At 70.1% G+C, this 21,770-nt stretch carries 23 protein-coding genes and 1 pseudogene; 13 read left to right on the top strand and 11 right to left on the bottom strand.

The window, feature by feature from the left end; translation table 11 throughout:
* Positions 1-14: 14 nt before the first annotated feature.
* The 3 genes from PXD02_RS13865 to PXD02_RS13875 are packed head-to-tail and all read right to left on the bottom strand — an operon-like array spanning position 15 to position 2,941.
* Positions 15-170, bottom strand: a complete 156-nt coding sequence (locus PXD02_RS13865; RefSeq protein ID WP_275104424.1) for an aa3-type cytochrome c oxidase subunit IV — start codon at positions 168-170, stop codon at positions 15-17.
* 54 nt (positions 171-224) lie between these two features.
* Positions 225-1,247 carry an MBL fold metallo-hydrolase gene (locus PXD02_RS13870; protein ID WP_275104425.1) on the bottom strand — a complete coding sequence of 341 codons (1,023 nt, stop codon included), beginning with the start codon at positions 1,245-1,247 and terminating at the stop codon, positions 225-227.
* Complete coding sequence (locus PXD02_RS13875; RefSeq protein ID WP_275104426.1) at positions 1,244-2,941, bottom strand: acyl-CoA dehydrogenase; 1,698 nt, start codon at positions 2,939-2,941, stop codon at positions 1,244-1,246. The genes PXD02_RS13870 and PXD02_RS13875 overlap by 4 nt, the downstream gene beginning before the upstream one ends.
* Positions 2,942-3,055: 114 nt before the next feature.
* On the opposite strand from PXD02_RS13875, the gene PXD02_RS13880 reads away from it, so the two are divergent.
* A complete protein-coding gene (locus PXD02_RS13880) occupies positions 3,056-4,003 on the top strand; it encodes an L-threonylcarbamoyladenylate synthase (protein ID WP_275104427.1) in 948 nt (315 codons plus the stop codon).
* A 76-nt stretch (positions 4,004-4,079) separates the two neighbouring features.
* Here PXD02_RS13880 and PXD02_RS13885 read toward each other — a convergent pair whose 3' ends face one another.
* Positions 4,080-5,507, bottom strand: a complete 1,428-nt coding sequence (locus PXD02_RS13885) for a Glu/Leu/Phe/Val family dehydrogenase (protein WP_275104428.1) — start codon at positions 5,505-5,507, stop codon at positions 4,080-4,082.
* 228 nt (positions 5,508-5,735) lie between these two features.
* On the opposite strand from PXD02_RS13885, the gene PXD02_RS13890 reads away from it, so the two are divergent.
* The 4 genes from PXD02_RS13890 (at position 5,736) to PXD02_RS13905 (ending at position 7,548) form a co-directional block, all read left to right on the top strand.
* Positions 5,736-6,377 (top strand): TetR/AcrR family transcriptional regulator, encoded by a 642-nt coding sequence (locus PXD02_RS13890; protein ID WP_275104429.1) that lies wholly within the window; start codon positions 5,736-5,738, stop codon positions 6,375-6,377.
* Positions 6,378-6,507: 130 nt separating this feature from the next.
* The gene (locus tag PXD02_RS13895; protein ID WP_275104430.1) at positions 6,508-6,861 is read left to right on the top strand and encodes a hypothetical protein; all 354 of its coding nucleotides are present in this window, start codon (positions 6,508-6,510) and stop codon (positions 6,859-6,861) included.
* A gap of 5 nt (positions 6,862-6,866) precedes the next feature.
* Positions 6,867-7,151 carry an I78 family peptidase inhibitor gene (locus PXD02_RS13900; RefSeq protein ID WP_275104432.1) on the top strand — a complete coding sequence of 95 codons (285 nt, stop codon included), beginning with the start codon at positions 6,867-6,869 and terminating at the stop codon, positions 7,149-7,151.
* A 64-nt stretch (positions 7,152-7,215) separates the two neighbouring features.
* Positions 7,216-7,548 (top strand): DUF2794 domain-containing protein, encoded by a 333-nt coding sequence (locus tag PXD02_RS13905; RefSeq protein WP_275106438.1) that lies wholly within the window; start codon positions 7,216-7,218, stop codon positions 7,546-7,548.
* Here PXD02_RS13905 and hrpB read toward each other — a convergent pair.
* Positions 7,545-10,016 (bottom strand): ATP-dependent helicase HrpB, encoded by a 2,472-nt coding sequence (gene hrpB / locus PXD02_RS13910; protein ID WP_275104433.1) that lies wholly within the window; start codon positions 10,014-10,016, stop codon positions 7,545-7,547. The genes PXD02_RS13905 and hrpB overlap by 4 nt on opposite strands.
* A gap of 112 nt (positions 10,017-10,128) precedes the next feature.
* Here hrpB and PXD02_RS13915 point away from each other — a divergent pair, with 112 nt between their 5' ends.
* The 4 genes from PXD02_RS13915 to nagA are packed head-to-tail and all read left to right on the top strand — an operon-like array spanning position 10,129 to position 14,531.
* Positions 10,129-11,496 (top strand): YcjX family GTP-binding protein, encoded by a 1,368-nt coding sequence (locus tag PXD02_RS13915; protein ID WP_275104434.1) that lies wholly within the window; start codon positions 10,129-10,131, stop codon positions 11,494-11,496.
* Positions 11,493-12,548: a YcjF family protein gene (locus tag PXD02_RS13920; protein WP_342759109.1), complete on the top strand. Its 1,056-nt coding sequence runs from the start codon at positions 11,493-11,495 to the stop codon at positions 12,546-12,548. The genes PXD02_RS13915 and PXD02_RS13920 overlap by 4 nt, the downstream gene beginning before the upstream one ends.
* Positions 12,549-12,573: 25 nt before the next feature.
* Positions 12,574-13,410, top strand: coding sequence for a glucosamine kinase nucleotide-binding domain-containing protein (locus PXD02_RS13925; RefSeq protein ID WP_275104435.1), 837 nt, complete (start codon positions 12,574-12,576; stop codon positions 13,408-13,410).
* Positions 13,407-14,531, top strand: a complete 1,125-nt coding sequence (gene nagA, locus PXD02_RS13930) for an N-acetylglucosamine-6-phosphate deacetylase (RefSeq protein ID WP_275104436.1) — start codon at positions 13,407-13,409, stop codon at positions 14,529-14,531. The genes PXD02_RS13925 and nagA overlap by 4 nt, the downstream gene beginning before the upstream one ends.
* On the opposite strand, the gene ilvD is transcribed toward nagA, so the two are convergent.
* From ilvD to PXD02_RS13960, 6 genes are all read right to left on the bottom strand, one after another.
* On the bottom strand, positions 14,518-16,356 hold the full coding sequence (ilvD, locus tag PXD02_RS13935) for a dihydroxy-acid dehydratase (protein WP_275104437.1): 1,839 nt from the start codon (positions 16,354-16,356) through the stop codon (positions 14,518-14,520). The genes nagA and ilvD overlap by 14 nt on opposite strands.
* Positions 16,357-16,521: 165 nt before the next feature.
* On the bottom strand, positions 16,522-16,836 hold the full coding sequence (locus tag PXD02_RS13940; RefSeq protein ID WP_275104438.1) for a DMT family transporter: 315 nt from the start codon (positions 16,834-16,836) through the stop codon (positions 16,522-16,524).
* A gap of 103 nt (positions 16,837-16,939) precedes the next feature.
* The gene (locus PXD02_RS13945; protein WP_275104439.1) at positions 16,940-17,338 is read right to left on the bottom strand and encodes an NUDIX hydrolase; all 399 of its coding nucleotides are present in this window, start codon (positions 17,336-17,338) and stop codon (positions 16,940-16,942) included.
* Positions 17,338-18,537, bottom strand: coding sequence for a UbiH/UbiF family hydroxylase (locus PXD02_RS13950; RefSeq protein ID WP_275104440.1), 1,200 nt, complete (start codon positions 18,535-18,537; stop codon positions 17,338-17,340). The genes PXD02_RS13945 and PXD02_RS13950 overlap by 1 nt, the downstream gene beginning before the upstream one ends.
* Positions 18,538-18,547: 10 nt before the next feature.
* Positions 18,548-18,733, bottom strand: a complete 186-nt coding sequence (locus PXD02_RS13955) for a hypothetical protein (protein ID WP_275104441.1) — start codon at positions 18,731-18,733, stop codon at positions 18,548-18,550.
* Positions 18,734-18,778: 45 nt separating this feature from the next.
* Positions 18,779-19,471 (bottom strand): pyrimidine 5'-nucleotidase, encoded by a 693-nt coding sequence (locus tag PXD02_RS13960; protein WP_275104442.1) that lies wholly within the window; start codon positions 19,469-19,471, stop codon positions 18,779-18,781.
* Positions 19,472-19,537: 66 nt separating this feature from the next.
* On the opposite strand from PXD02_RS13960, the gene PXD02_RS13965 reads away from it, so the two are divergent.
* The 4 genes and pseudogenes from PXD02_RS13965 to PXD02_RS16910 form a co-directional block, all read left to right on the top strand.
* Positions 19,538-20,164: a GntR family transcriptional regulator gene (locus tag PXD02_RS13965; protein ID WP_275104443.1), complete on the top strand. Its 627-nt coding sequence runs from the start codon at positions 19,538-19,540 to the stop codon at positions 20,162-20,164.
* Positions 20,165-20,207: 43 nt separating this feature from the next.
* Complete coding sequence (locus PXD02_RS13970) at positions 20,208-20,792, top strand: DNA-3-methyladenine glycosylase family protein (protein WP_275106440.1); 585 nt, start codon at positions 20,208-20,210, stop codon at positions 20,790-20,792.
* Complete coding sequence (locus PXD02_RS13975) at positions 20,789-21,439, top strand: alpha/beta hydrolase (protein ID WP_275104444.1); 651 nt, start codon at positions 20,789-20,791, stop codon at positions 21,437-21,439. The genes PXD02_RS13970 and PXD02_RS13975 overlap by 4 nt, the downstream gene beginning before the upstream one ends.
* Before the next feature lie 221 nt (positions 21,440-21,660).
* Positions 21,661-21,756: pseudogene (locus PXD02_RS16910) on the top strand (IS481 family transposase); the annotation flags it as partial.
* Positions 21,757-21,770 lie beyond the last annotated feature (14 nt).

The following is a 21,770-nucleotide window of genomic DNA, read 5'->3' on the forward strand; positions in this document are numbered from 1 at the left end:
TCCCGCCTGCCCGATCAGCTGTTGACCAGGGCCATAAAGATCAGGACCAGGATCGACAGGATGCCGACCCAGGTCGCGAACTTCAGAAAGCCCGCGAAGGTCCGCTGCTGTTCGGTGATGTCCATGGTGCCGATCCTGTGGTCGGTGACGTCGTGATGATGCGTGGCCATGCGCCTGCCCTCCTGTCCGGTTCGTCCCTGCGATAACGGAAACCGTCTGCCCTGTCACGCCCCCCACAGCACCGCGCCGTCCCTTGCGCCGACCTGCGTGACGATCCCCAGCCGGTGCAGGTGGTTCACATGGGCCACCGCCTCGACCAGGGCCAGGCCGAATTCGCCCGCACCGATGCGGCGCTTGAACAGGATGTCGAAACAGCCGACCGCGGTGCGCGGTTCATCCCTCAGCGCGGCGGTCATGCGATCCAGCGCGGAATGGTGGTTGTCGATCAACTGCCGCAGCCGCGCGGGCAGGCCGGTGAAGGGCAGCTTGTGGCCGGGCAGCACCAGATGCCGCGGCTGCGCCAGATCCTGCATCCGCTGACAGCTTTCCAGCCATTCGCCCACCGGGTCGGCCTGCGGCTCGGTCGGGTAGACGCCCAGATTCGGGGAAATCGAGGGCAGCAACTGGTCGCCTCCGATCACCAGATCGTCGTCCAGAGACCAGAAGGTCGCGTGGCAAGGCGCATGGCCGTGGCCCATGGCGATGCGCCAGCGGCGGCCTCCGAAGCCGATCTGCTGGCCGTCCACCAGCCGCGTGAAGCCCAGCGGCAGCGGATGGACCACATCGGCAAAGTTGAAGGGCCGTTCCGTGGCGCGTTGTGCCAGCAGGTCGGCGGGCATCCCGGCGCGGCGCCAGAAGGCCAGCGATTCGGGGCCGGCGCGGTCCTGCCGGTCCAGCACCAGCATCCGCGCGGTCAGCCAGGCAGTGCGGCTGATCGCCAGTTCGGCCCCGTCACGCGCCATGAACCAGCCCGCCAGCCCGATATGGTCGGGGTGGTGATGGGTGCCGATCACGCGGCGGACCGGCCTGCCTTCCAGCGGCCCGGCCAGCAGCGTCTCCCAGACCTCGCGGCTGGCGGCGGTGTCGAATCCGGTATCGACCAGCGTCCAGCCGTCGCCGTCCTCCAGCGCATAGACATTGACGTGATCCAGCGCCATCGGCAGCGGCAGGCGCATCCACAACACGCCCGGCGCGACCGTCGCGGCCTGCCCCGGCTCGGGCGGGGTATCGAAGGGATAAACGATCACGCCGCGAAATCGCCCGACAGCACGGCGTCGCCAATGCCGGTCAGGTCGTCCAGCCCCGCCACCGCCTCGGCCAGATCCGAGACATGGCGCGGCAGCACACGGGCCATGAAGACGCGGGCCAGCGCCAGATGCGATTCGCCGCCCGCCTGCGCCGCGCGCAGGTGGTAAAGCGCGCCCAGCACCCGCGCGAAGGCGGTCAGATAGGGCACCGCCCCCGCAAAGCGTTCGGGCAGGTCGCGTTCCAGCAGGGTCTGGGTCGCCTCGCGCAGCGATTCCGCCGCCTGCCACAGCTGATTCGCCATCTGCGGATGATCGGCCTGCGCCGCCTTGGCGCCGTCCGCGATCTCGTCCAGCAGGCGCAGGGCGGCGTCGCCCCCATCCGACAGCTTGCGGCCCACCAGATCCATCGCCTGGATGCCGTTCGTGCCCTCATAGATCGGCGTGATCCGCACATCGCGCAGATACTGGGCGGCGCCCGTCTCCTCGACATAGCCCATGCCGCCATGGACCTGCACGCCCATATCGGCGACGCGGCAGCCGACATCGGTGCCGTAAGCCTTGGCGATCGGCGTCAGGAAGGCCGCGCGGGCGGCGTGGACCGCATCGCCCGTGGCGCGGTCCAGGTCGATGGCGGTGGCGCAGGCGAGGGCGATGGCGCGGGCGGCGAACACCTCGGCCCGCGCGGTGGCCAGCATCCGGCGCACATCGGGATGCCGGATGATCGGCCCCATCTGGTTGCGATCCGCCGCATAGGCGACCGCCTGCTGCAAGGCCGCCTCGGCCAGGCCGACGCCCTGCATCCCGACGCCCAGCCGGGCGCAGTTCATCATCGTGAACATCGCGGCCATGCCCTTGTGTTCGGCACCGACCAGCCAGCCGGTCGCGCCCTCGAAGCTGAGAACACAGGTGGGGCTGCCGTGGATGCCCAGCTTTTCCTCAAGGCTGACGACCTTGAGGCTGTTGGCCACGCCCGGCCTGCCCGCCTCGTCGGGGATCAGCTTCGGCACCATGAACAGGCTGATGCCGCGCGTCCCCTTGGGCGCGTCCGGCAGGCGCGCCAGCACCAGATGGCAGACATTCTCGGTCACGTCGCTGTCGCCCCAGGTGATGAAGATCTTCTGCCCGCTGATGCGATAGGTGCCGTCGCCGTCCGGTTCGGCCCTGGTCACCAGCGCGCCCACATCGCTGCCCGCGCCGGGTTCGGTCAGGTTCATGGTCCCCGACCATTCGCCGGAAATCAGTTTCGGCAGATACAGCGCCTTCAGATCGTCGCTGGCGTGGTGTTCCAGCGCCTCGATCTGGCCCTGGGTCAGCAGCGGGTTCAGCTGCAAGGCCAGGCAGGCGCCCGCCATCATCTCGGCCACGGCCATGTTCAGCGCCTGCGGCAGGCCCATGCCGCCATGGTCGGGGTTCGCCGCCAGCCCGATCCAGCCGCCCTCGGCAATCGCGCGGAATCCGTCCGCATAGCCGGGCGAGGACCGCACCCGGCCGTTTTCCAGCACCGCCGGATGTTCGTCGCCCTTGCGGTTCAGGGGCGCCAGCACGTTGGTGGCCAGCTTCCCGGCCTCGGCCAGGATGGCGGCGGCGGTGTCCGGCGTCGCCTCGGCGAAAAGATCGGTGCGGGCAAGATCGCCGAACGGCACGACATGATTCAGGATGAAGTCGATCTGCGCGACCGGCGCCTTGTAGCTCATCTGGTCCCCTCCCCTGGCGCCTTGGCAATCGAGGCCGGCGCGACTATCACAACCGCTGTCGGGTGGCATCTTAGGGGGCTTCCGGCAAGGCTCAATCGAAACCCGGCGTCACGAATGCAGACCGAGAGACTGTTGCCAGACCAGATGGGCATGGCGCGCGCCGCGATCCTGCTGGCGTCGGGCCAGGTCGTGGCGATCCCGACCGAGACGGTCTATGGCCTGGCGGGCGATGCGCGCAGCGGTCAGGCGGTCGCCCGGATCTATGAGGCCAAGGGGCGGCCGTCCTTCAATCCGCTGATCGTGCATGTCCCGGATCTGGAAACCGCCCGCACCATCGCCGACGTCCCGCCCGAGGCTTCGGCGCTGGCCCAGGCTTTCTGGCCCGGCGCCCTGACCCTTGTGCTGCCGCTGCGCGCCGATGCGGGCATCGCCTCTCTGGTGACGGCGGGGCTGGCGACCATCGCGATCCGCGTGCCCGCCCATCCGGTCGCGCAGGCGCTGCTGCGGCTGGCGGGACCGCTGGCCGCGCCCTCGGCCAATGCCTCGGGCCGGATCAGCCCGACAAGCGCGGATCATGTGCTGGACCCGGATGGCGGGCTGGCGGGGCGCATCAGCGCCGTGCTGGACGCCGGTCCCTGCCCGGTGGGCCTCGAATCCACGATCGTCGGCTGGCCCGAGGGCCGCGCCACCCTGCTGCGCCCCGGCGGCGTCCCGGCCGAGGCCATCGCCGAAACCCTCGGCCATCCGCTCGCGGACCACCAGGCCCACCCGACCGCCCCGAACGCGCCCGGCCAACTGACCAGCCACTATGCCCCGACCGCCGCGCTGCGCCTGAACGCGGCGACGCCCGCGCCGGGCGAGACCCATATCGCCTTCGCCGCGCCCGGCCCGTTCACCCTGTCGGAAACCGGCGACCTGACCCAGGCCGCCGCCCGCCTGTTCGACACGCTGCGCCGCGCCGACCGCGAGGGCCGCCCCATCGCGGTCGCCCCGATCCCCGACCACGGCCTTGGCGCGGCGATCAACGACCGCCTGCGCCGCGCCGCCGCCCCTCGGGGCTAAGAGCACTTCTTCTTCAAGAAAATATCCCAGGGGGAGTCGCCGGAACGGCGGCGGGGGGCAGCGCCCCCCTGCCCGCTCACAATCCCAGCGATCCATAGACGTTCGAGATCCGCCGGATCGCCACGACATAGGCGGCGGTGCGCATGTCGTCGACCTTGGGGTTCGACATCCACACCTCCTTCATCTTGCCGAACGCCTCGCGCATGGTGTCGTCCAGGCCGGACCGCACCAGATCCAGCTCGTCCGCGCCATGCAGGAACGCCTCCTTGAAGCCCCGCGCCAGTTCGAAATTCGTGCCCGTATCGGCCGAAATCCGCTCCAGCTCCTCGACCAGCATCCGGGCGCGGGCTTCCTCGTGGCGGCGTTCCAGGCGGCCCAGGCTGATCTGCGACAGGTTCTTGACCCATTCGAAATAGCTGACCGTGACGCCGCCCGCGTTGGCATACATGTCGGGGATGATGACGATGCCCTTGCGCTTCAGGATGGCGTCGGCATCGGCCGTGACGGGACCGTTCGCGGCCTCGATGATCAGCTTGCACCGGATGCGGTCGGCATTGTCGGCGTGGATCACGCTTTCGACAGCCGCCGGGATCAGGATGTCGCAGTCATCCTCCAGCGCGGCCAGGCCGTTTTCGCTGTAATCGCCACCGACAAAGCCCTTGATGCCGCCGGTCGCGCGGATATGGCCGCGCAAGGCGTCGATGTTGATGCCCTGCGGATTGCGGATCGCGCCGTCGCGTTCGATCACGCAGGTGATCAGGGCCTTGTCCTCGACCGACAGGAACTGCGCGGCGTGATAGCCCACATTGCCCAAGCCCTGCACGATCACCCGCTTGCCCGCCAGCGTGCCGTCCAGCCCCGCCTTCTTCATCACGTCGTCATGGCGGAAGAATTCCCGCAGCGCGTATTGCACGCCCCGGCCGGTCGCCTCGACCCGGCCCTCGATCCCGCCCGCATGGCGCGGCTTGCCGGTCACGCAGGCCTTGGCGTTGATGTCGTCGGGATGCAGCCGCTTGTAGGCGTCGGCCATCCAGGCCATTTCCCGCTCGCCCGTGCCCATGTCCGGCGCGGGCACGTTCTGCGACGGAGAGATCAGGTTGCGCCGCGACAGCTCATAGGTGAAGCGCCGGGTGATCCGTTCCAGCTCGTCCTCGTTCCAGGCGCGCGGGTCGATGCACAGGCCGCCCTTGGATCCGCCGAACGGCACCTCGACCAGCGCGCATTTATAGGTCATCAGCGCGGCCAGCGCCTCGACCTCGTCCTGGTTGACGTCCAGCGAATAGCGGATGCCGCCCTTGACCGGCTCCATATGTTCGGAATGGACCGAGCGATAGCCGGTGAAGGTGTGGATCTGCCCGCGCAGCCGGACACCGAATCGGACCGTATAGGTCGAATTGCAGACCCGGATCTTTTCTTCCAGACCCGGCTGAAGGTCCATCAGACCGGCGGCATGGGTGAACATCCGCTCGACCGAGTCGCGGAAGGATGTATGGGGGATCGTCATCGGCTGCTCCTGACAGTTGACGCCGGTTATCGACCACCCGGACGCTAAGCCAGCCGAACGGCGGGTGCCAAGGGTAATCTGAACAAAAACAAGGCATTTTCTGTTTTTATCGGCCGGGCCGCCGGGGGCGGGGTAAAAAATCCTGTGGCCGGACTGCAACCACGGCGAGAATTTCGGATTGAACATGATGCGGTCGGTGTTAGTGATGGCTGACTTAGGAAAGTAAAGATGCCGAAATCTCAGGCGGTTAGCCCAGGCCGCAAATTCGACCAGGTGGTTCGCGGGGCCGCCGCCATCTTCCTGCGCGACGGCTTTGCCGGGGCCAGCGTGGACGACATCGCCCGTGCCGCGCAGGTGTCCAAGGCGACGCTCTACAGCTATTTCCCCGACAAGCCGCACATGTTCCAGGAAGCGATGCGGGCCGAGACCGCCCGGCTGGAGGGCAGCTTCACCCTGGACATCGCCCCGGATCTGGACCCCGCGCAGGCGATCCCCCTGATCGTCGCCCGGATCGCCGAATGGCTGGCCGATCCGGCCCGCGTCGCCCTGTGCCGCGTCCACCTTGCCGAGGCGCCGCGCTTCGCCGACCTGTCCGCCCGCTTTCACGACACGCTGGTTCATGTCCTGCACGGCGCCATCCGCCCCTATCTGGACCGCTGGGTGGCAACGGGCCAGTTGTGCCTTGACGACACCGAAATCGCCGTCGGGCAGCTGATCGCCCTGTCCGGCGCAAGCCTGCCGGAGTCGTTGCTTCTGTGCCGGAAAGGCAAGGGGCAGGCCGATGGAATCCAGCCCGCCGCCGACCTGTTCCTGCGCGCGGCCCTGCCCCTGCGAACGGACGCCCCGCGCCGCCGGACAGGCAGGCGGTGACGGCAGGCGATGATGCGATCGTGACGGCCGCGACGCCTTCTCAAGCCGGGGCGGCCATTGTATCATCGGCCCATGAACCCCGCGACAGACGGGCACAAGAACGGGCACCCCCGAGGGAAGACAGATCATCATGAAGACCACCACCATCCTGCTGCCGCTGATGGCCGCTGCCCTTGTTTCCGGCTGCATGGCCCCGGCACCCGCGCCGATTCCGGAACCCGCGCCCGTGGCCTATGTGCCGCCCGCCCCGCAACCCGTCGCGGGCCTGGCCGGGCTGACCGAACGCAAGCCCGACCTGTGCGGCGCCACCAAGAACCATGCCTCGGCCGTGGGCCAGCCCGGCAGCGTGATCCCGACGCTGGGCGTCACCAAGGAATACCGGGTCGTCGAATACCGCGGGATCGAGCCGCAGGAATACGACCCCAACCGGATCGTCTTCCGCCTGGATGCGGCGGGCATCATCACGAATGTCGATTGCGGGTGACCATCATGAACGCCAGGATCCTGTGCCTTGGACTGACCGCCGCCACCATGCTTGCCGCCTGCGAGCCGCTGCCGGTGGAACCCGCGCCCGTCACGCCGCCCGATGACTGCCGCGCCTCGGCCTATCAGGGGCTGGTGGGCCAGCAGGTATCGGTGCTTGCCGCGATGACCTTCCCCATCGGCACCCGCCAGATCGGACCCAACGACGCCGTGACCTCGGACTTCCGGCCCGACCGGCTGAACATCGAATACGGCCGCGCCGGACGGATCGAGAAGGTCAGCTGCTACTGATGCCCGCGCGCCGCCCGCTTTCGGCATTGCCTTGCGGGCGGCGGGCTGTCACCATCCTGTCATGATGAACGCCGGCCCGCCGTTTCACGCCGATCCCGATCGCGTCGTCTTCGACAGGACGGAACTGTCGCTGATCCTGTCGGTCTATGGCCGCTTCGTCGCGGCGGGCGAATGGCGCGACTATGCGATGTCCTTCCTGCGCGACGCCGCCGTCTTCAGCGTCTTTCGCCGCGCCACGGAACATCCCCTCTACCGGATCGAGAAACGCCCCCGCCTGCGCGCGGCCCAGGGCGCCTATGCGGTGATCGGCATGGACGGGCGCATCCTGAAACGCGGCCACGACCTGCGCCAGGTGCTGCGGGTGCTGGACAAGGCGCTGATCCGCCCCGTGGATTAGGTGCCGCGCGGCTTGGCCCGCGTGGTGGGATCGGCCTCGCGCGGATCCTCGGGCCAGGGGTGGCGGGGATAGCGGCCGCGCATGTCCTTCCTGACATCGGCATAGGAGGACGCCCAGAACCCCGGCAGATCGGTCGTCACCGCGACCGGCTTGCCGCCGGGCGACAGCAGGCTGATGCGCAGCGGCCGCCCGCCCACGACCGGATGGCGGGTCACGCCGAACAGTTCCTGCAAGCGCAGCTCGATGGAGGGCTGCTCGTGGTCATAGTCGATCGGCACCTTGCGGCCCAGCGGCGTGACGAAATGCGCCGGAACCTCGCGCTCCAGCCGCTGCTGCCCGTCCCAGCCGATCCGCGCCTTCAGCGGCTCGACCAGATCCAGCCCGCGCAGATCGGCCAGCGTGCGGACCCGCCCCAGCCAGGGCAGCAGCCAGTCCCCATCCGCCAGCAGGCTCGCCTCATCGACCGGCCCCAGATCCGGCAACAGCGCGATCCGCGCCCGCAGCCGCGCCGCGGCGGGCGACCAGGGCAGCCCGTCCAGCCGCAGCCCCTCCAGCGCCGCCCGCGCCACGGCCTCGGCCGGGGCCTCCGGCCAGGCGCGATCCGACAGGACCAGCGCACCCAGCCGCTCCTGCACCCGCGCCAGAACCCGCCCCTCGCGCCGCGACCATTCGCAGATGTCGACCGCCTCGATCCGCCCGCCATGCAGGGCGCGCAGATCCGCCTCGTCCAGCCGCGCCGCCATGCGGATCCGCGCCTCGCGCTGATCGCCGTCCAGATCGACGGCAACGATCAGCCGCTGCCCGGCCATCGGATCGCATGCCTCCATGACCGCGCCCTTGCCGCCCGACAGCACATATCGCGGATCGTCCCCCTTGCGCCGCAGCCCGATCCGGTCGGGATAGGCCAAGGAGACCATACCTCCCCCTTCTTCTTCACGAAAATATCCTTGGGGGGTGCGGGGGGCAGAAGGCCCCCCGCCGTCGCGGGACGCAACCAGACGCCGCAGCCGGGCCGCCTCGTCGCGGATCTGCTGGATCACCGCCCGTTCGGCCTCATAGGGATGGCGCGCCGCAAACCCCTTTGGATCGCGCAGGGCAGCCAGCCGCAGCGCCAGATCGACCGGAGCGCCCCGCAGCGGATCGCGGTTCGACAGCAGCGCCGCCAGATCCGCCGCGCCAGCGCCCGCGCGCAGCAGCATATGCGCCAGCCGGGGATGCAGCGGCAGCCGCGCCAGCGCCCGGCCGTGATCGGTGATCCGGCCGCTGGCGTCCAGCGCCTCCAGCCCCGCCAGCAGCGCCAGCGCCTCGGACAGCGCGCCTTCGGGCGGCGGCGTCAGGAAGGCCAGATCGCCCGGCGCCGCACCCCAGACCGCCAGGTCCAGCGCCAGCCCCGCCAGATCGGCCACGGCGATCTCGGGCGGGGCGAAGGCGGGCAGCGCGCCCTCCTCGGCCCGCGCCCACATCCGGTAACAGATCCCCGGCGCCACCCGGCCCGCGCGGCCGCGCCGCTGGTCGGCCTCGGCCCGGCTGACGCGCTCCGTCACCAGCCGCGACATGCCGCTGCCCGGATCGAAACGCGCCCGTCGCGCCCGGCCCGCATCGACCACCACCCGCACCGCCGGAATCGTCAACGAGGTCTCGGCGATCGCCGTCGCCAGCACGATCCGCCGCCGCGCGCCCGGCCCCGAGTTGGGCGGAGACAGCGCCGCGCGCTGCTCGGCAGGCTTCAGCGCGCCGTAAAGCGGCAGCACCTCGCAGCCCCCGCCAAGCTGCGCCATCACCCGCCGGATCTCGCCCTCGCCCGGCAGGAAGGCCAGGATCGTGCCGCCGATGTCGCGCGTCTCGGCCTCGGCCAGCGCGATCAGTCGCGCGGCCTCATCGACCAGCCGTGCGCCTGCCGGCAGCGGGCGGGGCAGCCAGCGCGTCTCGACCGGAAAGGCCCGGCCCTCGGACCGGATCACCGGCGCAGCGTCCAGCAGCGCCGCGACCGGCTCGGCGTCCAGCGTGGCCGACATGACCAGCACCGCCAGATCCTCGCGCAGCGCCCCCTTCGCCTCCCAGACCAGGGCCAGGCCCAGATCGGCATTCAGGCTGCGTTCGTGGAATTCGTCGAAGATCACGCAGCCGATCCCGTCCAGCGACGGGTCGGACTGGATCATCCGCGTCAGGATGCCCTCGGTCACGACCTCGATCCGGCTGCCCGCGACCGATTCGCCGCGCATCCGGTATCCGACGCGCGCGCCCACCGCCTCGCCCAATTGCTCGGCCAGCCGGTCCGCCGCGGCCCGCGCGGCCAGGCGGCGCGGCTCCAGCATCACGATCTTTCCCGCGACCTGCTCCAACAGGGCCAGCGGCACGCGCGTGGTCTTGCCCGCCCCCGGCGGCGCGACCAGCACCGCCCGGCCATGGGCGGCCAGCGCCGCGCACAGGGCGGGCAGAACGTCGTCGATGGGCAACCGATCAGCCATGTCGGCGTTATGTCGCAACGGCGGGCCAAGCGGAACCCCGGCCCGCCGCCCTATGCAAACCCCTCCCCGGAGCCTATCTTCCGGCAAAGACAACGGAAAAACGGCAGGCGGAATGGGTATTGGCAGCACATTGATGACGGGCATCGGCCTGGGCGATCCGGTGATCCGGCTGGGCGTGACGGGCCTGTCCCGCGCAGGCAAGACGGTGTTCATCACCTCGCTGGTCGCGAACCTGATGGACCGGGGCCGGATGCACGCCCTGCGGGCCGCCGCCGATGGCAGCATCAAGGCCGCCTGGCTGCAACCCCAGCCCGACGACACCATCCCGCGCTTCGATTTCGAACGCCACCTGGCCGCGCTGACCGGCCCGGACCCGCATTGGCCCGAGGGCACGCGCCATGTCAGCCAGTTGCGCCTGTCGCTGCGGCTGGACGGTCGCGGCCTGCTGGGCGGGCTGACCGGGCCGCGCACCGTTCACCTGGACATCGTGGACTATCCCGGCGAATGGCTGCTGGACCTGCGGCTGATGGACAAGGATTTCGGCGAATGGTCGGCCGAGGTGCTTGACCGGATGCAGGGCCGTCCCGGCGCGGACGACTATCATGCCGCGCTGAACGGCCTGGACGGCGACCGCTTCGACGAACCCGTGGCCCAGAGGCTGTCCCAGACCTATACCGCCCATCTGCACGCCGCGCGCGAGGCGGGCTGGTCCGACTGCACCCCCGGCCGCTTCCTGATCCCCGGAGAGTTGGAGGGATCCCCCGCCCTGACCTTCGCCCCCCTGCCCGCCTCCTTCAAGGGCGGACGCCTGCACAGGGAATTCCGCCGCCGCTTCGACGCCTACAAGTCGCGCGTGGTCAAGCCGTTCTTCCGCGAGCATTTCGCCCGCATCGACCGGCAGGTGGTGCTGGTCGACGTGCTGGGCGCGATCCATCAAGGCCCGCGCGCGGTCGAGGACATGCGCCGCGCCATGGCCGACATCCTGACCGCCTTCCGCCCCGGCCGCGCGGGCTGGCTGTCCCAGCTTCTGGGCACGCGGCGGGTCGAGCGCATCCTGTTCGCCGCGACCAAGGCCGACCACCTGCACCATGTCCAGCATAACCGCCTGACCGCGATCCTGTCCGCCATGCTGAGAGAGGCGCGCGACCGCGCCGATTTTTCCGGCGCCCGGACCGAGGCGATGTCCATCGCCGCTCTGCGCGCCACGACCGAGGATACAATCCACCAGGACGGCCAAGAACTGCCCGCCGTGCGGGGGCGGCTGCTGGACGGGCGGCAGGCGGCCTTCTATCCGGGCGAGCTGCCCGCCGATCCGGCGGCCCTGCTGCATCCGGCCCGCGATGGGGCGGAACGCTGGCTGGACGCGGATTATGCCATCATGACCTTCGCCCCCGCGCCCATGACCGCGCGTCCCGGCGACGGCCCGCCGCATATCCGGCTGGACCGCGCCGCCGAATTCCTGATCGGAGACCGGCTGTGAGCGACACAACCCGGCGCGGCCCCGTGCTGATCGAACTGGACGGCCCAGCCGCCGAGCCGCGCCCCGCACCGGCCCAGGAAGCGCGGGCCGAGGCCCCCAACCCCGCCGACGCCCCGCCCATCGACACGGCCGATCCGCTGCTGCCCCGCCCCCGCACGATGGAGATGGTGACGCGGCTGGTCGGCCGTCCGCCGTCCAGGCTGACACGGGTCTTCATCAATTCCGGCGTGGCGCTGTTCACCTTTCTTCTGTCCATCGCCGCGCTGAACTTCATCAACGATCTGCTGACCCGCTATCCGGTTCTGGGCTGGATCGGGGTCGGGCTGTTCGCGCTGTTCACGCTGGCGGCGCTTGGCATGGCCTGGCGCGAATACCGGGCCTGGGCGCGGTTCGCGCGCATCGACGCGATCCAGCGCCAGGCCGGCGCGGCCCTGGCCGAGGACAGCATGGACAAGGCCCGCGCGGTGGCCGACGGGCTTATCGCGCTCTATCGCGACCGGCCCCAGATGGAATGGCGGCGCAAGCGGCTGGCCGAGAACCGGGGCGACGCCTTCGACGCGCGCACCCTGCTGACCATGGCGGAAACCGAACTGCTGGCGCAACTGGACCAGGACGCCCGGCGCGAGATCGAGGCCGCCGCCCGCACCGTCGCCGCCGCCACCGCGCTGATCCCGCTGGCCCTGGCCGATGTCGCCGCCGCCCTGGCCGCCAACCTGCGCATGATCCGCCGCATGGCCGAGATCTATGGCGGCCGGGCGGGCGCGGTCGGCGGCTGGCGGCTGGCGCGCACGGTCATCACCCATCTGGTCGCGACCGGCGCGGTGGCGGCGGGCGACGACCTGATCGAGACGGTGGCGGGGGGCGGCATCCTCTCCAAGGTCTCGCGCCGCTTTGGCGAGGGGGTGGTGAACGGCGCCCTGACCGCCCGCGTCGGCATCGCCGCGATGGAGGTCTGCCGCCCCCTGCCCTTCATCGCCCAGCCCCGCCCCAAGGTCGGCAACCTGGTGACGCGCGGCTTGCGCGGGCTGTTCGGAAACGACGAACGGGGCTAGAACCGTCCCGAAAGGGGACAGGCGGATGGCGTTCTTTCTGGGAATCGACGGCGGGGGGACAGGCTGCCGCGCCGCCCTGGCGGATGCGGACGGTCGGATCATGGGCCAGGGCCGGGGCGGGCCTGCCAATATCAACACCGATGTGGACGCCGCCGCCCTCAGCATCCTGCAAGCCACCGCCGAGGCCGTCGAGGGCACCGGCGCCGATCCCCGCGACCTGATCGCCACGCTGGGCCTTGCGGGCGGCACCATGACGGCGGCGACCGACAGGCTGGCCGGGCTGCTGCCCTTTGCCCGGATGCAGATCGTCAACGACGCGGTGACGGCGGCGCGCGGAGCGTTGGGGGCGCAGGACGGCATTCTGGCCGCCATGGGCACCGGGTCGGTCTTCGCCGTGCAGCGCGGCGGCGACCTGCGCCAGGTCGGCGGGCGCGGCTTCCTGATGGGCGACGAGGGGTCCGGCGCGGTCCTGGGCCGGGCGCTGCTGTCCCTGGCGATGCGGGCCGAGGACGGCTTTGCCGACATGACGCCCCTGCTGCAACAGCTGCTGGAGGAGATGGGCGGCATCGAGGGAATCATCCGCTTCGGCAACACCGCCAGCCCCGCCGATTTCGCCGGTTTCGCCCCGCGCATTGTCACGGGCGACGATCCGGCGGCGCGGCAGGTCTTTGATGCGGCCGTGGCCGAGATCCGCCACATCCTGACCGTGCTGCAAGGCGATGCGGCGCTGCCGGTGGTCTTCGTGGGCGGGCTTGGCCCCGCCTATGCTGCGCGGCTGACGGACTGGCCGCAGCGCGCCCCGCTGGGGACCGGAGTCGAGGGCGCAGTGCTGATGGCGCGGCAGATGGCCGGGGCGGCATGACCGTCCTTGCCCCGACCCGCCTCTTCGACGGCCAGCGGTTCCGGGCCGGTCAGGCCGTGGTGATCGACAGCGACCGTATCGCCGCCATTCTGCCGCTGGCCAAGGCCGGTCCCGCGACGCGGCTGGACGGCACGCTCGCCCCCGGTTTCCTGGACTTGCAGGTGAATGGCGGCGGCGGGCTGATGGTCGGGGGCGACACCGACCCGGCGGCGCTGCGCCATATCTGCGCCACGCATCAGCGGCTGGGCTGCGCGGGTGTGCTGCCGACGCTGATCACCGACACGCCGCAGGCCACCGCGCAGGTGATCGCCGCAGGCATCCGGGCCATAGGCACACCTGGCTTCCTGGGTCTGCACCTGGAAGGCCCGCACCTGGATCCCCGCCGCCACGGCGCCCACGACCCGGCGTTGATCCGGCCGATGGACGCCGACGACCTGGCGCGGCTTTGCGACGCGGCCCGCGCGCTGCCGGTGCTGATGGTGACGCTGGCGCCCGAGGCCGCGTCCGTCGACCAGATCGCCACCCTGACGCGCGCGGGCGCCCTCGTCAGCCTGGGCCATACCGATTGCGATTACGACACCGCCCGCGCCGCCTTCGCCGCAGGCGCGCGGCTCGCCACGCATCTGTTCAACGCCATGAGCCAGATGGGCCATCGCGCCCCCGGACTGGTCGGCGCGGTGCTGGCGGGCGATGCCCAGGCCGGGCTGATCGCGGACGGTATCCATGTCCACCCGGCGGCGATGCGCGCGGCCCTGGCGTCGCGGCCCCAGGGCATCTTCCTTGTGACCGATTGCATGGCCTTCGCAGGCAGCGACCTGGCCGAAATCCGACTGGCGGGCCGCGCGATCCACCGCCGCGACGGGCGGCTGACGCTGGCGGACGGGACGCTGGCCGGGGCGGACTTGAGGATGGACCAGGCGATAAAAGTTCTGGTCGAACAGGTCGGCATCGCACCTGAACGCGCGCTTGCCATGGCGGCATCCGAACCGGCGCGCGCCGCCGGGCTGTCGAACGAATACGGCGCGCTGCGGGAAGGCAGGCGCGCCGATCTGGTGCTGCTGGACGATGATTGGCGCCTGCGGTCCGTCTGGATCGCAGGCCAGCCGGTCATTCCGGGATGACGCGCACCGCGCCGCGCGCGGCACTGGTTGTCATCGCCGCATAGGCGCGCAGCGCGGTCGAGATCTTGCGCTGACGCGGCTTGGCGGGCTTCCAGCCCAGGGCCTCGCGCTGTTCGCGGCGGGCGGCCAGGGTGGCGTCGTCCACCTCCAGATGGATCACCCGGTTCGGGATGTCGATGCGGATCGTGTCGCCCTGTTCGACCAGGCCGATGGTGCCGCCTTCCGCCGCCTCGGGCGAGACATGGCCGATCGACAGCCCCGACGACCCGCCCGAGAAACGGCCATCCGTCACAAGCGCGCATTCCTTGCCCAGCCCCTTGGATTTCAGATAGCTGGTCGGATACAGCATCTCCTGCATCCCCGGCCCGCCGCGCGGCCCTTCGTAACGGATCAGCACGATTTCCCCCGGCTTGACCTTGCCGGTCAGGATGGCGGACACGGAATCGTCCTGGCTTTCGAAGATATGCGCGGTGCCGGTGAAGGTCAGGATCGAATCGTCCACGCCCGCCGTCTTCACGATGCAGCCATCCTCGGCCAGGTTCCCATAGAGCACCGCCAAGCCGCCATCCTGACTGAAGGCATGGTCGGCGCTGCGGATCACGCCCGCCTTGCGGTCGGTATCCACCGCGTCATAGCGCCGGTCCTGAGAGAAGGCGACCTGAGTCGGCACCCCGCCGGGCGCGGCGCGATAGAAGTCGTGGACCGACGCCGCGTCGGTGCGCATCACGTCCCAGCGGTCCAGCGCCTCGGCCAGCGTGCCGGAATGGACATTGCCGACCTGGGTATGCAGCAGACCCGCGCGGTCCAGCTCGCCCATGATGCCCATGATCCCGCCCGCGCGGTGGACATCCTCCATATGCACGTCGTTCTTGGCGGGCGCGACCTTGCACAGCACCGGCACCCGGCGCGACAGGCGGTCGATGTCGGACATGGTGAAATCGACGCCGCCTTCATGCGCGGCGGCCAGCAGATGCAGCACGGTGTTGGTGGATCCGCCCATGGCGATGTCCAGCGTCATCGCGTTCTCGAACGCCTCGACCGTCGCGATCGAGCGCGGCAGCACGCTGGCGTCGTCGTTTTCGTAATAGCGCCGGGCCAGATCGACGATCAGGTGGCCCGCCTCGACGAACAGCCGCTTGCGGTCGGCATGGGTCGCGAGCGTCGAGCCGTTGCCGGGCAGCGCAAGGCCAAGCGCCTCGGTCAGGCAGTTCATCGAATTGGCGGTGAACATGCCCGAACACGACCCGCAGGTCGGGCAGGCGGATCGTTCGATGGCGGCCACATCGGCATCCGACACCGCATCGTCGGCGGCGGCGACCATCGCATCGACCAGATCCAGCGCCTTGACCTTGCCGTCTTCCAGCACGACCTTGCCGGCCTCCATCGGGCCGCCGGACACGAACACGACCGGGATGTTCAGCCGCAGCGCCGCCATCAGCATCCCCGGCGTGATCTTGTCGCAGTTGGAAATGCAGACCATCGCATCGGCACAATGGGCGTTGACCATGTATTCCACGCTGTCGGCGATGATCTCTCGCGAGGGCAGGGAATACAGCATCCCGTCATGGCCCATCGCGATCCCGTCATCGACCGCGATGGTGTTGAATTCCTTGGCGATGCCGCCCGCCGCCTCGACTTCGCGCGCGACAAGCTGGCCCAGATCCTTCAGGTGGACATGGCCCGGCACGAACTGGGTGAAGCTGTTGACGATGGCGATGATCGGCTTGCCGAAATCGCTGTCCTTCACGCCGGTCGCCCGCCACAGGCCGCGCGCGCCCGCCATGTTGCGGCCATGGGTGGTGGTGCGGGAACGATAGGCGGGCATGGCATAAGTCTCCTGTAGCTGGCGGGTTGGTTTAGCACCATCGACAGCGGAAGGAAATTGCCTGCGGACGCAGCAGCACGCACATTTCATGTCGCACCCGCCGAAGGCGCCGGGGGTTTCACACCCCCGGACCCCCGTGGGATATTTGCACCAAGGCAAACGGGGTCAGGACGCCAGCTTCATCGTCACGATGCCCGCGACGATCAGACCCGCCGCCAGCAGCCGCGCGGGCGTGACGGGTTCGCCGAACAGGGCAATGCCCGCCAGGAAGGCGCCCACGGCGCCGATGCCGACCCAGACGGTATAGGAGGTGCCCAGCGGCAATGTCCGCATCGCCACCGCCAGCAGCCAGAAGGACGCGACCATGCCCACGGTCATGACGGCGGTGGGCAGGATGCGGGTGAAGCCGTGCGATTGCTTCATCGCGGTCGCCCAGACGACTTCCAGCAGACCGGCGAGAACAAGATAGAACCAGGCCATGACGAACCTCTTGCGGGCCGGGTCGTCCCGGCATGGTGCCCTTGGCGGGGAGGTCGTCCTCGGGCCTTGAGAATAGGCACGGGGTTGCCGCGCGGCAAGAGGGCTAGCTTGCCGCCAGATGCGCCAGCCGGGCAACGTCGGCGCTGAGTGGGAGGGATGCGAGGTCTGTCAGCGGGAACCAGCGGGCGTCGAGGGCATCATCCGCGGCGGTTGGCTCGCCCCGCTGCCAGAGGCAGCGGACGGCGATCAGGATGAAGTGGTGCCGAAGTTCGTCATTCGTATGACTGAGGGCGTCGAGGGCGGTGACGATCCCCTGCGCTGTGGCGATGACGCCGGTTTCCTCCAGCAGTTCCCGCTCGGCGGCGGCGTGAAGGGTTTCGCCGAACTCGATCTTGCCGCCGGGAAAGCCCCAGAGGCCGGCATCCGGCGGGTTGGCGCGTTGGGCCAGCAGCACTTGTCCGTCGCGGATGACCACCGCCAGAACGGCGGGAATGACCGGCATCAGCGCATCCCCAGCCCGGCCCGCATCATCAGCCGCCGCACCGGGGCGATGCCGTAAAGCCCGCCCAGCGCCGCCGCGCGCAGGTCGCGCAGGGGACGCAGCGAGGCCTGGCTGGCGCGGTTCAGCGCGTCGATGCCCAGCAGGCGGGCAAAGGCCTCGGGGCGGCGGGCGCGGTCATAGGCGGCAAGGCCGGCGGCGCTGCCGGGATCGTCGCCCGACAGGTCGATCAGCACGGCCAGGTCCGCCAGGCTCATGTTCAGGCCCTGGGCGCCGATGGGCGGGACGACATGGGCGGCCTCGGCGATCAGGGCCGTGCGCAGGCCGGTGAAGCGGTCGGCGATCTGGCTGATGATCGGCCATTGCGTCAGCCGGGTCGCCAGCGTCAGACGGCCCAGCACCCCGGCGGAGCGGGCGTTCAGTTCGGCCTCGAAGGCATCGGGCGGCAGGGCGGCAAGGCGTGCCGTTTCGCGCCCGTTCTCCATCCAGACCACGGCGGAACAGGGCTTTCCGTCCCGGTCGGGCAGCGGCACCAGCGTGAACGGCCCGCCGGACCTGTGGATCTCGGTCGAGACATTGCCGTGCGGCAGCTCGTGCGTGACGGCGAAGGCCAGCGCCTTCTGGCCATAGCGGAAGGTCCGCACGCCGATGCCCAGCGCCCGGCGCACCGGCGAATCGCGGCCGTCCGCGCCGACCAGCAACCGGGCGCGGATGCGGCGCCCGTCGGTCAGCGTGACCAGGGCGCCTTCGTCGCGGGTGACGACGCCCGCCGTGCCGGTGCCGGGCTGGAAGCGGACAGTCTCCAGCCCCGCCAGCCGGGCCGAGATTTCCCGGCGCAGCAGCCAGTTGGGCAGGTTCCAGCCGAAGGGCTGGTCGCCGATCTCGGTTGCGTCGAAATCGCGGGTCAGCCGCGCCACGGGCCGGGCGCCGCCCGCATCGACGATGCGCATGATCTGCAAGGGCGTGGCATGGGGCAGCAGGCGGTCCCACAGCCCGATCCGGCCCAGCAGGGCGACGGACGGCGCCAGGAAGGCGGTGGTGCGCAGATCGGCGCCCTCGGCCGCTTCCTCGGTCACCGGGGGGGCGGGATCGACGCATAGCGTCGAAAACCCCTGCGCGCCGAAAGCCGCCGCCGTGATCAGCCCGGCGATGCCGCCGCCTGACACCAGGATGTCGGTCGTCTCGACCTTGCCTGCGATCATATGCCGCGGCCTAGTTCCCGGCCGTGAACAGCAGCATCACCGCGAAAACGGCGACCGTCAGCACCAGGCCCAGCAGGCCAAGCACGGGAAGGCCGAAGGCGGCGACCGCCAGAACGGCGATCACGACGACCACCAGCAGAAGGGCAAGGATGCGGAAAGTCAGGCGATTTCCGCTTTTGTCGGCAGTATGGGTCATGGGGCAGCCTATCGGATTGCGCGTCCGGGGGACATTCTGGCCCAATCAGCGGCCAAGGGCAATCTGGCGCAGGAATGCGGTCAGGTCGTGGATGTGGTGATCGACATGGCCGGGCACCGCGCCCGCCATCGCATCGGGGCCGTGCCGCCCCGGCCCGACCAGGATCGTGCGCATCCCCAGGTCGTGCGGGACGGCCAGGTTGCGGGGATCGTCCTCGAAGAAGGCGGCGCGGGCGGGGTCGATGGCGGCGGCCTTGATCACCGCCTCGAACGCCTGCGGGGACGGCTTGGGGTGAAAGCCGGTTTCGGCGATGCCATAGATCGCCTCGAAGATCGGCGCGGGCACGTCGGCGCCGGTCACGCCCAGGCCCCGCAACGCCAGCACCTTGCCGGCATAGGCGGCGTCGGCATTGGTATGGACCAGCTTGCGCCCCGGCAGCGCGGCGATGGCCGCCGCCAGATCGGGGGCGGGCAGCAGCGGCGCGAAGTCTATGTCATGGACCTCGTCCAGATAGGCGATGGGGTCGATGGCATGTTCCGCCATCAGCCCCGCCAGCGTGGTGCCGTGCCGCATCCACCAGTCGCGCCGCATCCGGTCGGCGGCGTCGCGTTCCACCGACAGGGTGCGCATGACGTAATCGGTCATCCGCGATTCGATCTGCGGGAACAGCGCCATCTCGGGCGGGTAGAGCGTGTTGTCCAGATCGAAGATCCAGGTATCGACATGCGTGAAATCCATGGCCGCCTGCCTAGCCCCGCGACGCCGCGCTTGCAATCGCCCGGCGCGCGGCCAATCGTGCGGGCCATGAAAGACGCATATTCCCTGATCCTGACCGCGATCGAGGCAGGCACCTATCGCCCCGGCGACCGGCTGGTCGAATCGGAACTGGCCGAACGCTTCGGCGTCAGCCGCACCCCGGTGCGCGAGGCGTTGCAGCGGCTGGAAACCCAGGCCATGCTGGTCCGCGACGGGCGCAGCCTGATCGTCGCATCCCTGGACCACAACCAGCTGGCCGAGCTTTACACGGTGCGCGCCGAGCTGGAGGCCCTGGCCGCCCGCCTGGCCGCCCGCCACGCCACGCCCGAGGAGGTGCGCGTCCTGGCGCAGATGGTCGCCGACGACCAGCGCGCCGTCCGCGACCCCGAGGCCTTGGCCCGCGCCAACAAGCGCTTCCACCACCAGATCCACCTGGCATCCCACAACCGCTATCTGGTCCAGCAGCTGGATCTGGTGCATCGGACCATGGCGCTGATGGCCAAGACCTCGCTGGCCGCCGAGGGGCGCGGAGAGACCGCGCTGGCCGAACACAAGCGCATCGTGGACGCCATCGCGGCGGGCGACGGGGCGGCGGCGGACAAGGCGCTGCGGCAGCATATCTCGATGGCCTGGGAAACGCGGCTGAAGCTGGAGGCCGCGGTGGATCGTGACTGACAGGCCGCGCCTGATCCGGACGGCCGACGACCTGGCCGAGGGGATGGCCCATCTGGTCGCGGTCTGCCCGGTCTGGGCGCGGGTCGCGCCGGAGCTTGGCCCCCTGCCCCTGCGGCGGCGTCCCGACGGGTTCGAGGCCGTCGCCCATGCCATCGTCGGCCAGCAGATCTCGGTCGCGGCGGCGGATGCGATCTGGGCGCGGATGGCGGCGGCGGGGTTGCTGACCGCGCAAGGCATCGCGGCGGCGGATGAGGACGCGTTGCGCGCGGCGGGCCTGTCGCGGCCCAAGGCACGTTACCTGAAGGGGATCGCGGCGGCGGGGCTGGATTGGGACGGGCTGCGCGCCCTGCCCGACGACGACGCCATCGCGGCGCTTGTGGCACTGCCCGGCATCGGCGTCTGGACGGCGGAAATCTATCTGAAATTCGCGCTTGGCCGGGCGGATGTCTTCGCGGCGGGCGATCTGGCTTTGCAGGAAGCCGCGCGGGTGATGTATGGCCTGGACGCCCGCCCCGGCCCCGCCGCGCTGCGGGCGATGGCCGAAGCCTGGCGCCCCTGGCGGGCGGTTGCGGCGCGGGGGCTGTGGGCCTATTACCGGCTGGCCAAGGGCCGCGAGGGAGTGTCATGAGCCAGTTGAAATCCGCCCGAAAGGGACCGTCCAAGGCCGATGCGGTCGTGGTCTTCCTGCACGGCTATGGCGCGGACGGGGCCGACCTGCTGGGCCTGGCCGACCCGCTGGGGCCGCATCTGCCGGGCGTGGCCTTCCATGCCCCCGATGCGCCGGAACGCAGCCTCAACAACCCGTTCGGGTTCCAGTGGTTTCCGATCCCCTGGCTGGACGGCTCGACCGAGGCGCAGGCGAAGGAATCGATGGGACGGTCCATCGTCTTGCTGAACGGCTGGCTGGACAAGGTTCTGGCCGATGAGGGGCTGACGGCGGACCGGATGGTCGTGGTGGGCTTTTCCCAGGGCACGATGATGGCGCTGCATGTACTGCCGCGCCGGGATCGGGCGGTGGCCGGGATCGTCGGCTTCTCGGGCCGGTTGCTGGCCCCGGATCTGCTGGCCGAGGCGAAGGTCAAGCCGCCGGTCCTGCTGCTGCACGGCGACCAGGATCCAATGGTGCCGTTCCAGGACATGCAGCTTGCCGGAGAGGCGCTGGAGGCGGCGGGCTTCACCGTCCATGGCCATGTGATGAAGGGCACCGGGCACGGGATTTCGCCCGACGGGCTGTCGGTGGCGCTGAATTTCGTCAAGGAACGGCTGGGGAAATAAGGCCGGGGACTTCGCGCCCCATTCGGGCCTGCCGGCCCCTTCCTCGCTGAAATAAGGTCCGGCGGGGGCTGTTTGAAGAACCTCGATCAGAGGGTTGCCTGTGGCTCTCGCATGGCGCTGGCCTGGAAGGGCAGGCCGACGACGGGAAGGACCGCAGCGGCTAGCTGTTTGATCCGACGGTTTGATGGTGCGATCCTTTCTCAGGGATGGAGGGAAGCATTATGGGTCAGGTTCGTCACGGGAGCGCCACGACCACGCACGCCGTCAGAGCTGCAATACAACGATCGCAAGCTTCGCTCGCGACGCTGAGCCGGGAGTGACCTGCCACTGG

Source organism: Paracoccus sp. S3-43 (genome assembly GCF_029027965.1).
Taxonomy (GTDB): domain Bacteria; phylum Pseudomonadota; class Alphaproteobacteria; order Rhodobacterales; family Rhodobacteraceae; genus Paracoccus.

What these genes read in the sequence shown, in the direction of transcription:
- PXD02_RS13865 (WP_275104424.1), bottom strand. Translation starts at nt 170, where the DNA reads ATGGCCACGCATCATCACGACGTCACCGACCACAGGATCGGCACCATG.
- PXD02_RS13955 (WP_275104441.1), bottom strand. Translation starts at nt 18,733, where the DNA reads ATGACCCATACTGCCGACAAAAGCGGAAATCGCCTGACTTTCCGCATC.
- PXD02_RS13915 (WP_275104434.1), top strand. Translation starts at nt 10,129, where the DNA reads ATGGGTATTGGCAGCACATTGATGACGGGCATCGGCCTGGGCGATCCG.
- PXD02_RS13925 (WP_275104435.1), top strand. Translation starts at nt 12,574, where the DNA reads ATGGCGTTCTTTCTGGGAATCGACGGCGGGGGGACAGGCTGCCGCGCC.
- PXD02_RS13895 (WP_275104430.1), top strand. Translation starts at nt 6,508, where the DNA reads ATGAAGACCACCACCATCCTGCTGCCGCTGATGGCCGCTGCCCTTGTT.
- PXD02_RS13890 (WP_275104429.1), top strand. Translation starts at nt 5,736, where the DNA reads ATGCCGAAATCTCAGGCGGTTAGCCCAGGCCGCAAATTCGACCAGGTG.
- PXD02_RS13885 (WP_275104428.1), bottom strand. Translation starts at nt 5,507, where the DNA reads ATGACGATCCCCCATACATCCTTCCGCGACTCGGTCGAGCGGATGTTC.
- PXD02_RS13880 (WP_275104427.1), top strand. Translation starts at nt 3,056, where the DNA reads ATGCAGACCGAGAGACTGTTGCCAGACCAGATGGGCATGGCGCGCGCC.
- PXD02_RS13965 (WP_275104443.1), top strand. Translation starts at nt 19,538, where the DNA reads ATGAAAGACGCATATTCCCTGATCCTGACCGCGATCGAGGCAGGCACC.
- nagA (WP_275104436.1), top strand. Translation starts at nt 13,407, where the DNA reads ATGACCGTCCTTGCCCCGACCCGCCTCTTCGACGGCCAGCGGTTCCGG.
- ilvD (WP_275104437.1), bottom strand. Translation starts at nt 16,356, where the DNA reads ATGCCCGCCTATCGTTCCCGCACCACCACCCATGGCCGCAACATGGCG.
- PXD02_RS13875 (WP_275104426.1), bottom strand. Translation starts at nt 2,941, where the DNA reads ATGAGCTACAAGGCGCCGGTCGCGCAGATCGACTTCATCCTGAATCAT.
- PXD02_RS13970 (WP_275106440.1), top strand. Translation starts at nt 20,208, where the DNA reads ATGGCCCATCTGGTCGCGGTCTGCCCGGTCTGGGCGCGGGTCGCGCCG.
- PXD02_RS13940 (WP_275104438.1), bottom strand. Translation starts at nt 16,836, where the DNA reads ATGGCCTGGTTCTATCTTGTTCTCGCCGGTCTGCTGGAAGTCGTCTGG.
- hrpB (WP_275104433.1), bottom strand. Translation starts at nt 10,016, where the DNA reads ATGGCTGATCGGTTGCCCATCGACGACGTTCTGCCCGCCCTGTGCGCG.
- PXD02_RS13900 (WP_275104432.1), top strand. Translation starts at nt 6,867, where the DNA reads ATGAACGCCAGGATCCTGTGCCTTGGACTGACCGCCGCCACCATGCTT.
- PXD02_RS13950 (WP_275104440.1), bottom strand. Translation starts at nt 18,537, where the DNA reads ATGATCGCAGGCAAGGTCGAGACGACCGACATCCTGGTGTCAGGCGGC.
- PXD02_RS13945 (WP_275104439.1), bottom strand. Translation starts at nt 17,338, where the DNA reads ATGCCGGTCATTCCCGCCGTTCTGGCGGTGGTCATCCGCGACGGACAA.
- PXD02_RS13960 (WP_275104442.1), bottom strand. Translation starts at nt 19,471, where the DNA reads ATGGATTTCACGCATGTCGATACCTGGATCTTCGATCTGGACAACACG.
- PXD02_RS13975 (WP_275104444.1), top strand. Translation starts at nt 20,789, where the DNA reads ATGAGCCAGTTGAAATCCGCCCGAAAGGGACCGTCCAAGGCCGATGCG.
- PXD02_RS13905 (WP_275106438.1), top strand. Translation starts at nt 7,216, where the DNA reads ATGAACGCCGGCCCGCCGTTTCACGCCGATCCCGATCGCGTCGTCTTC.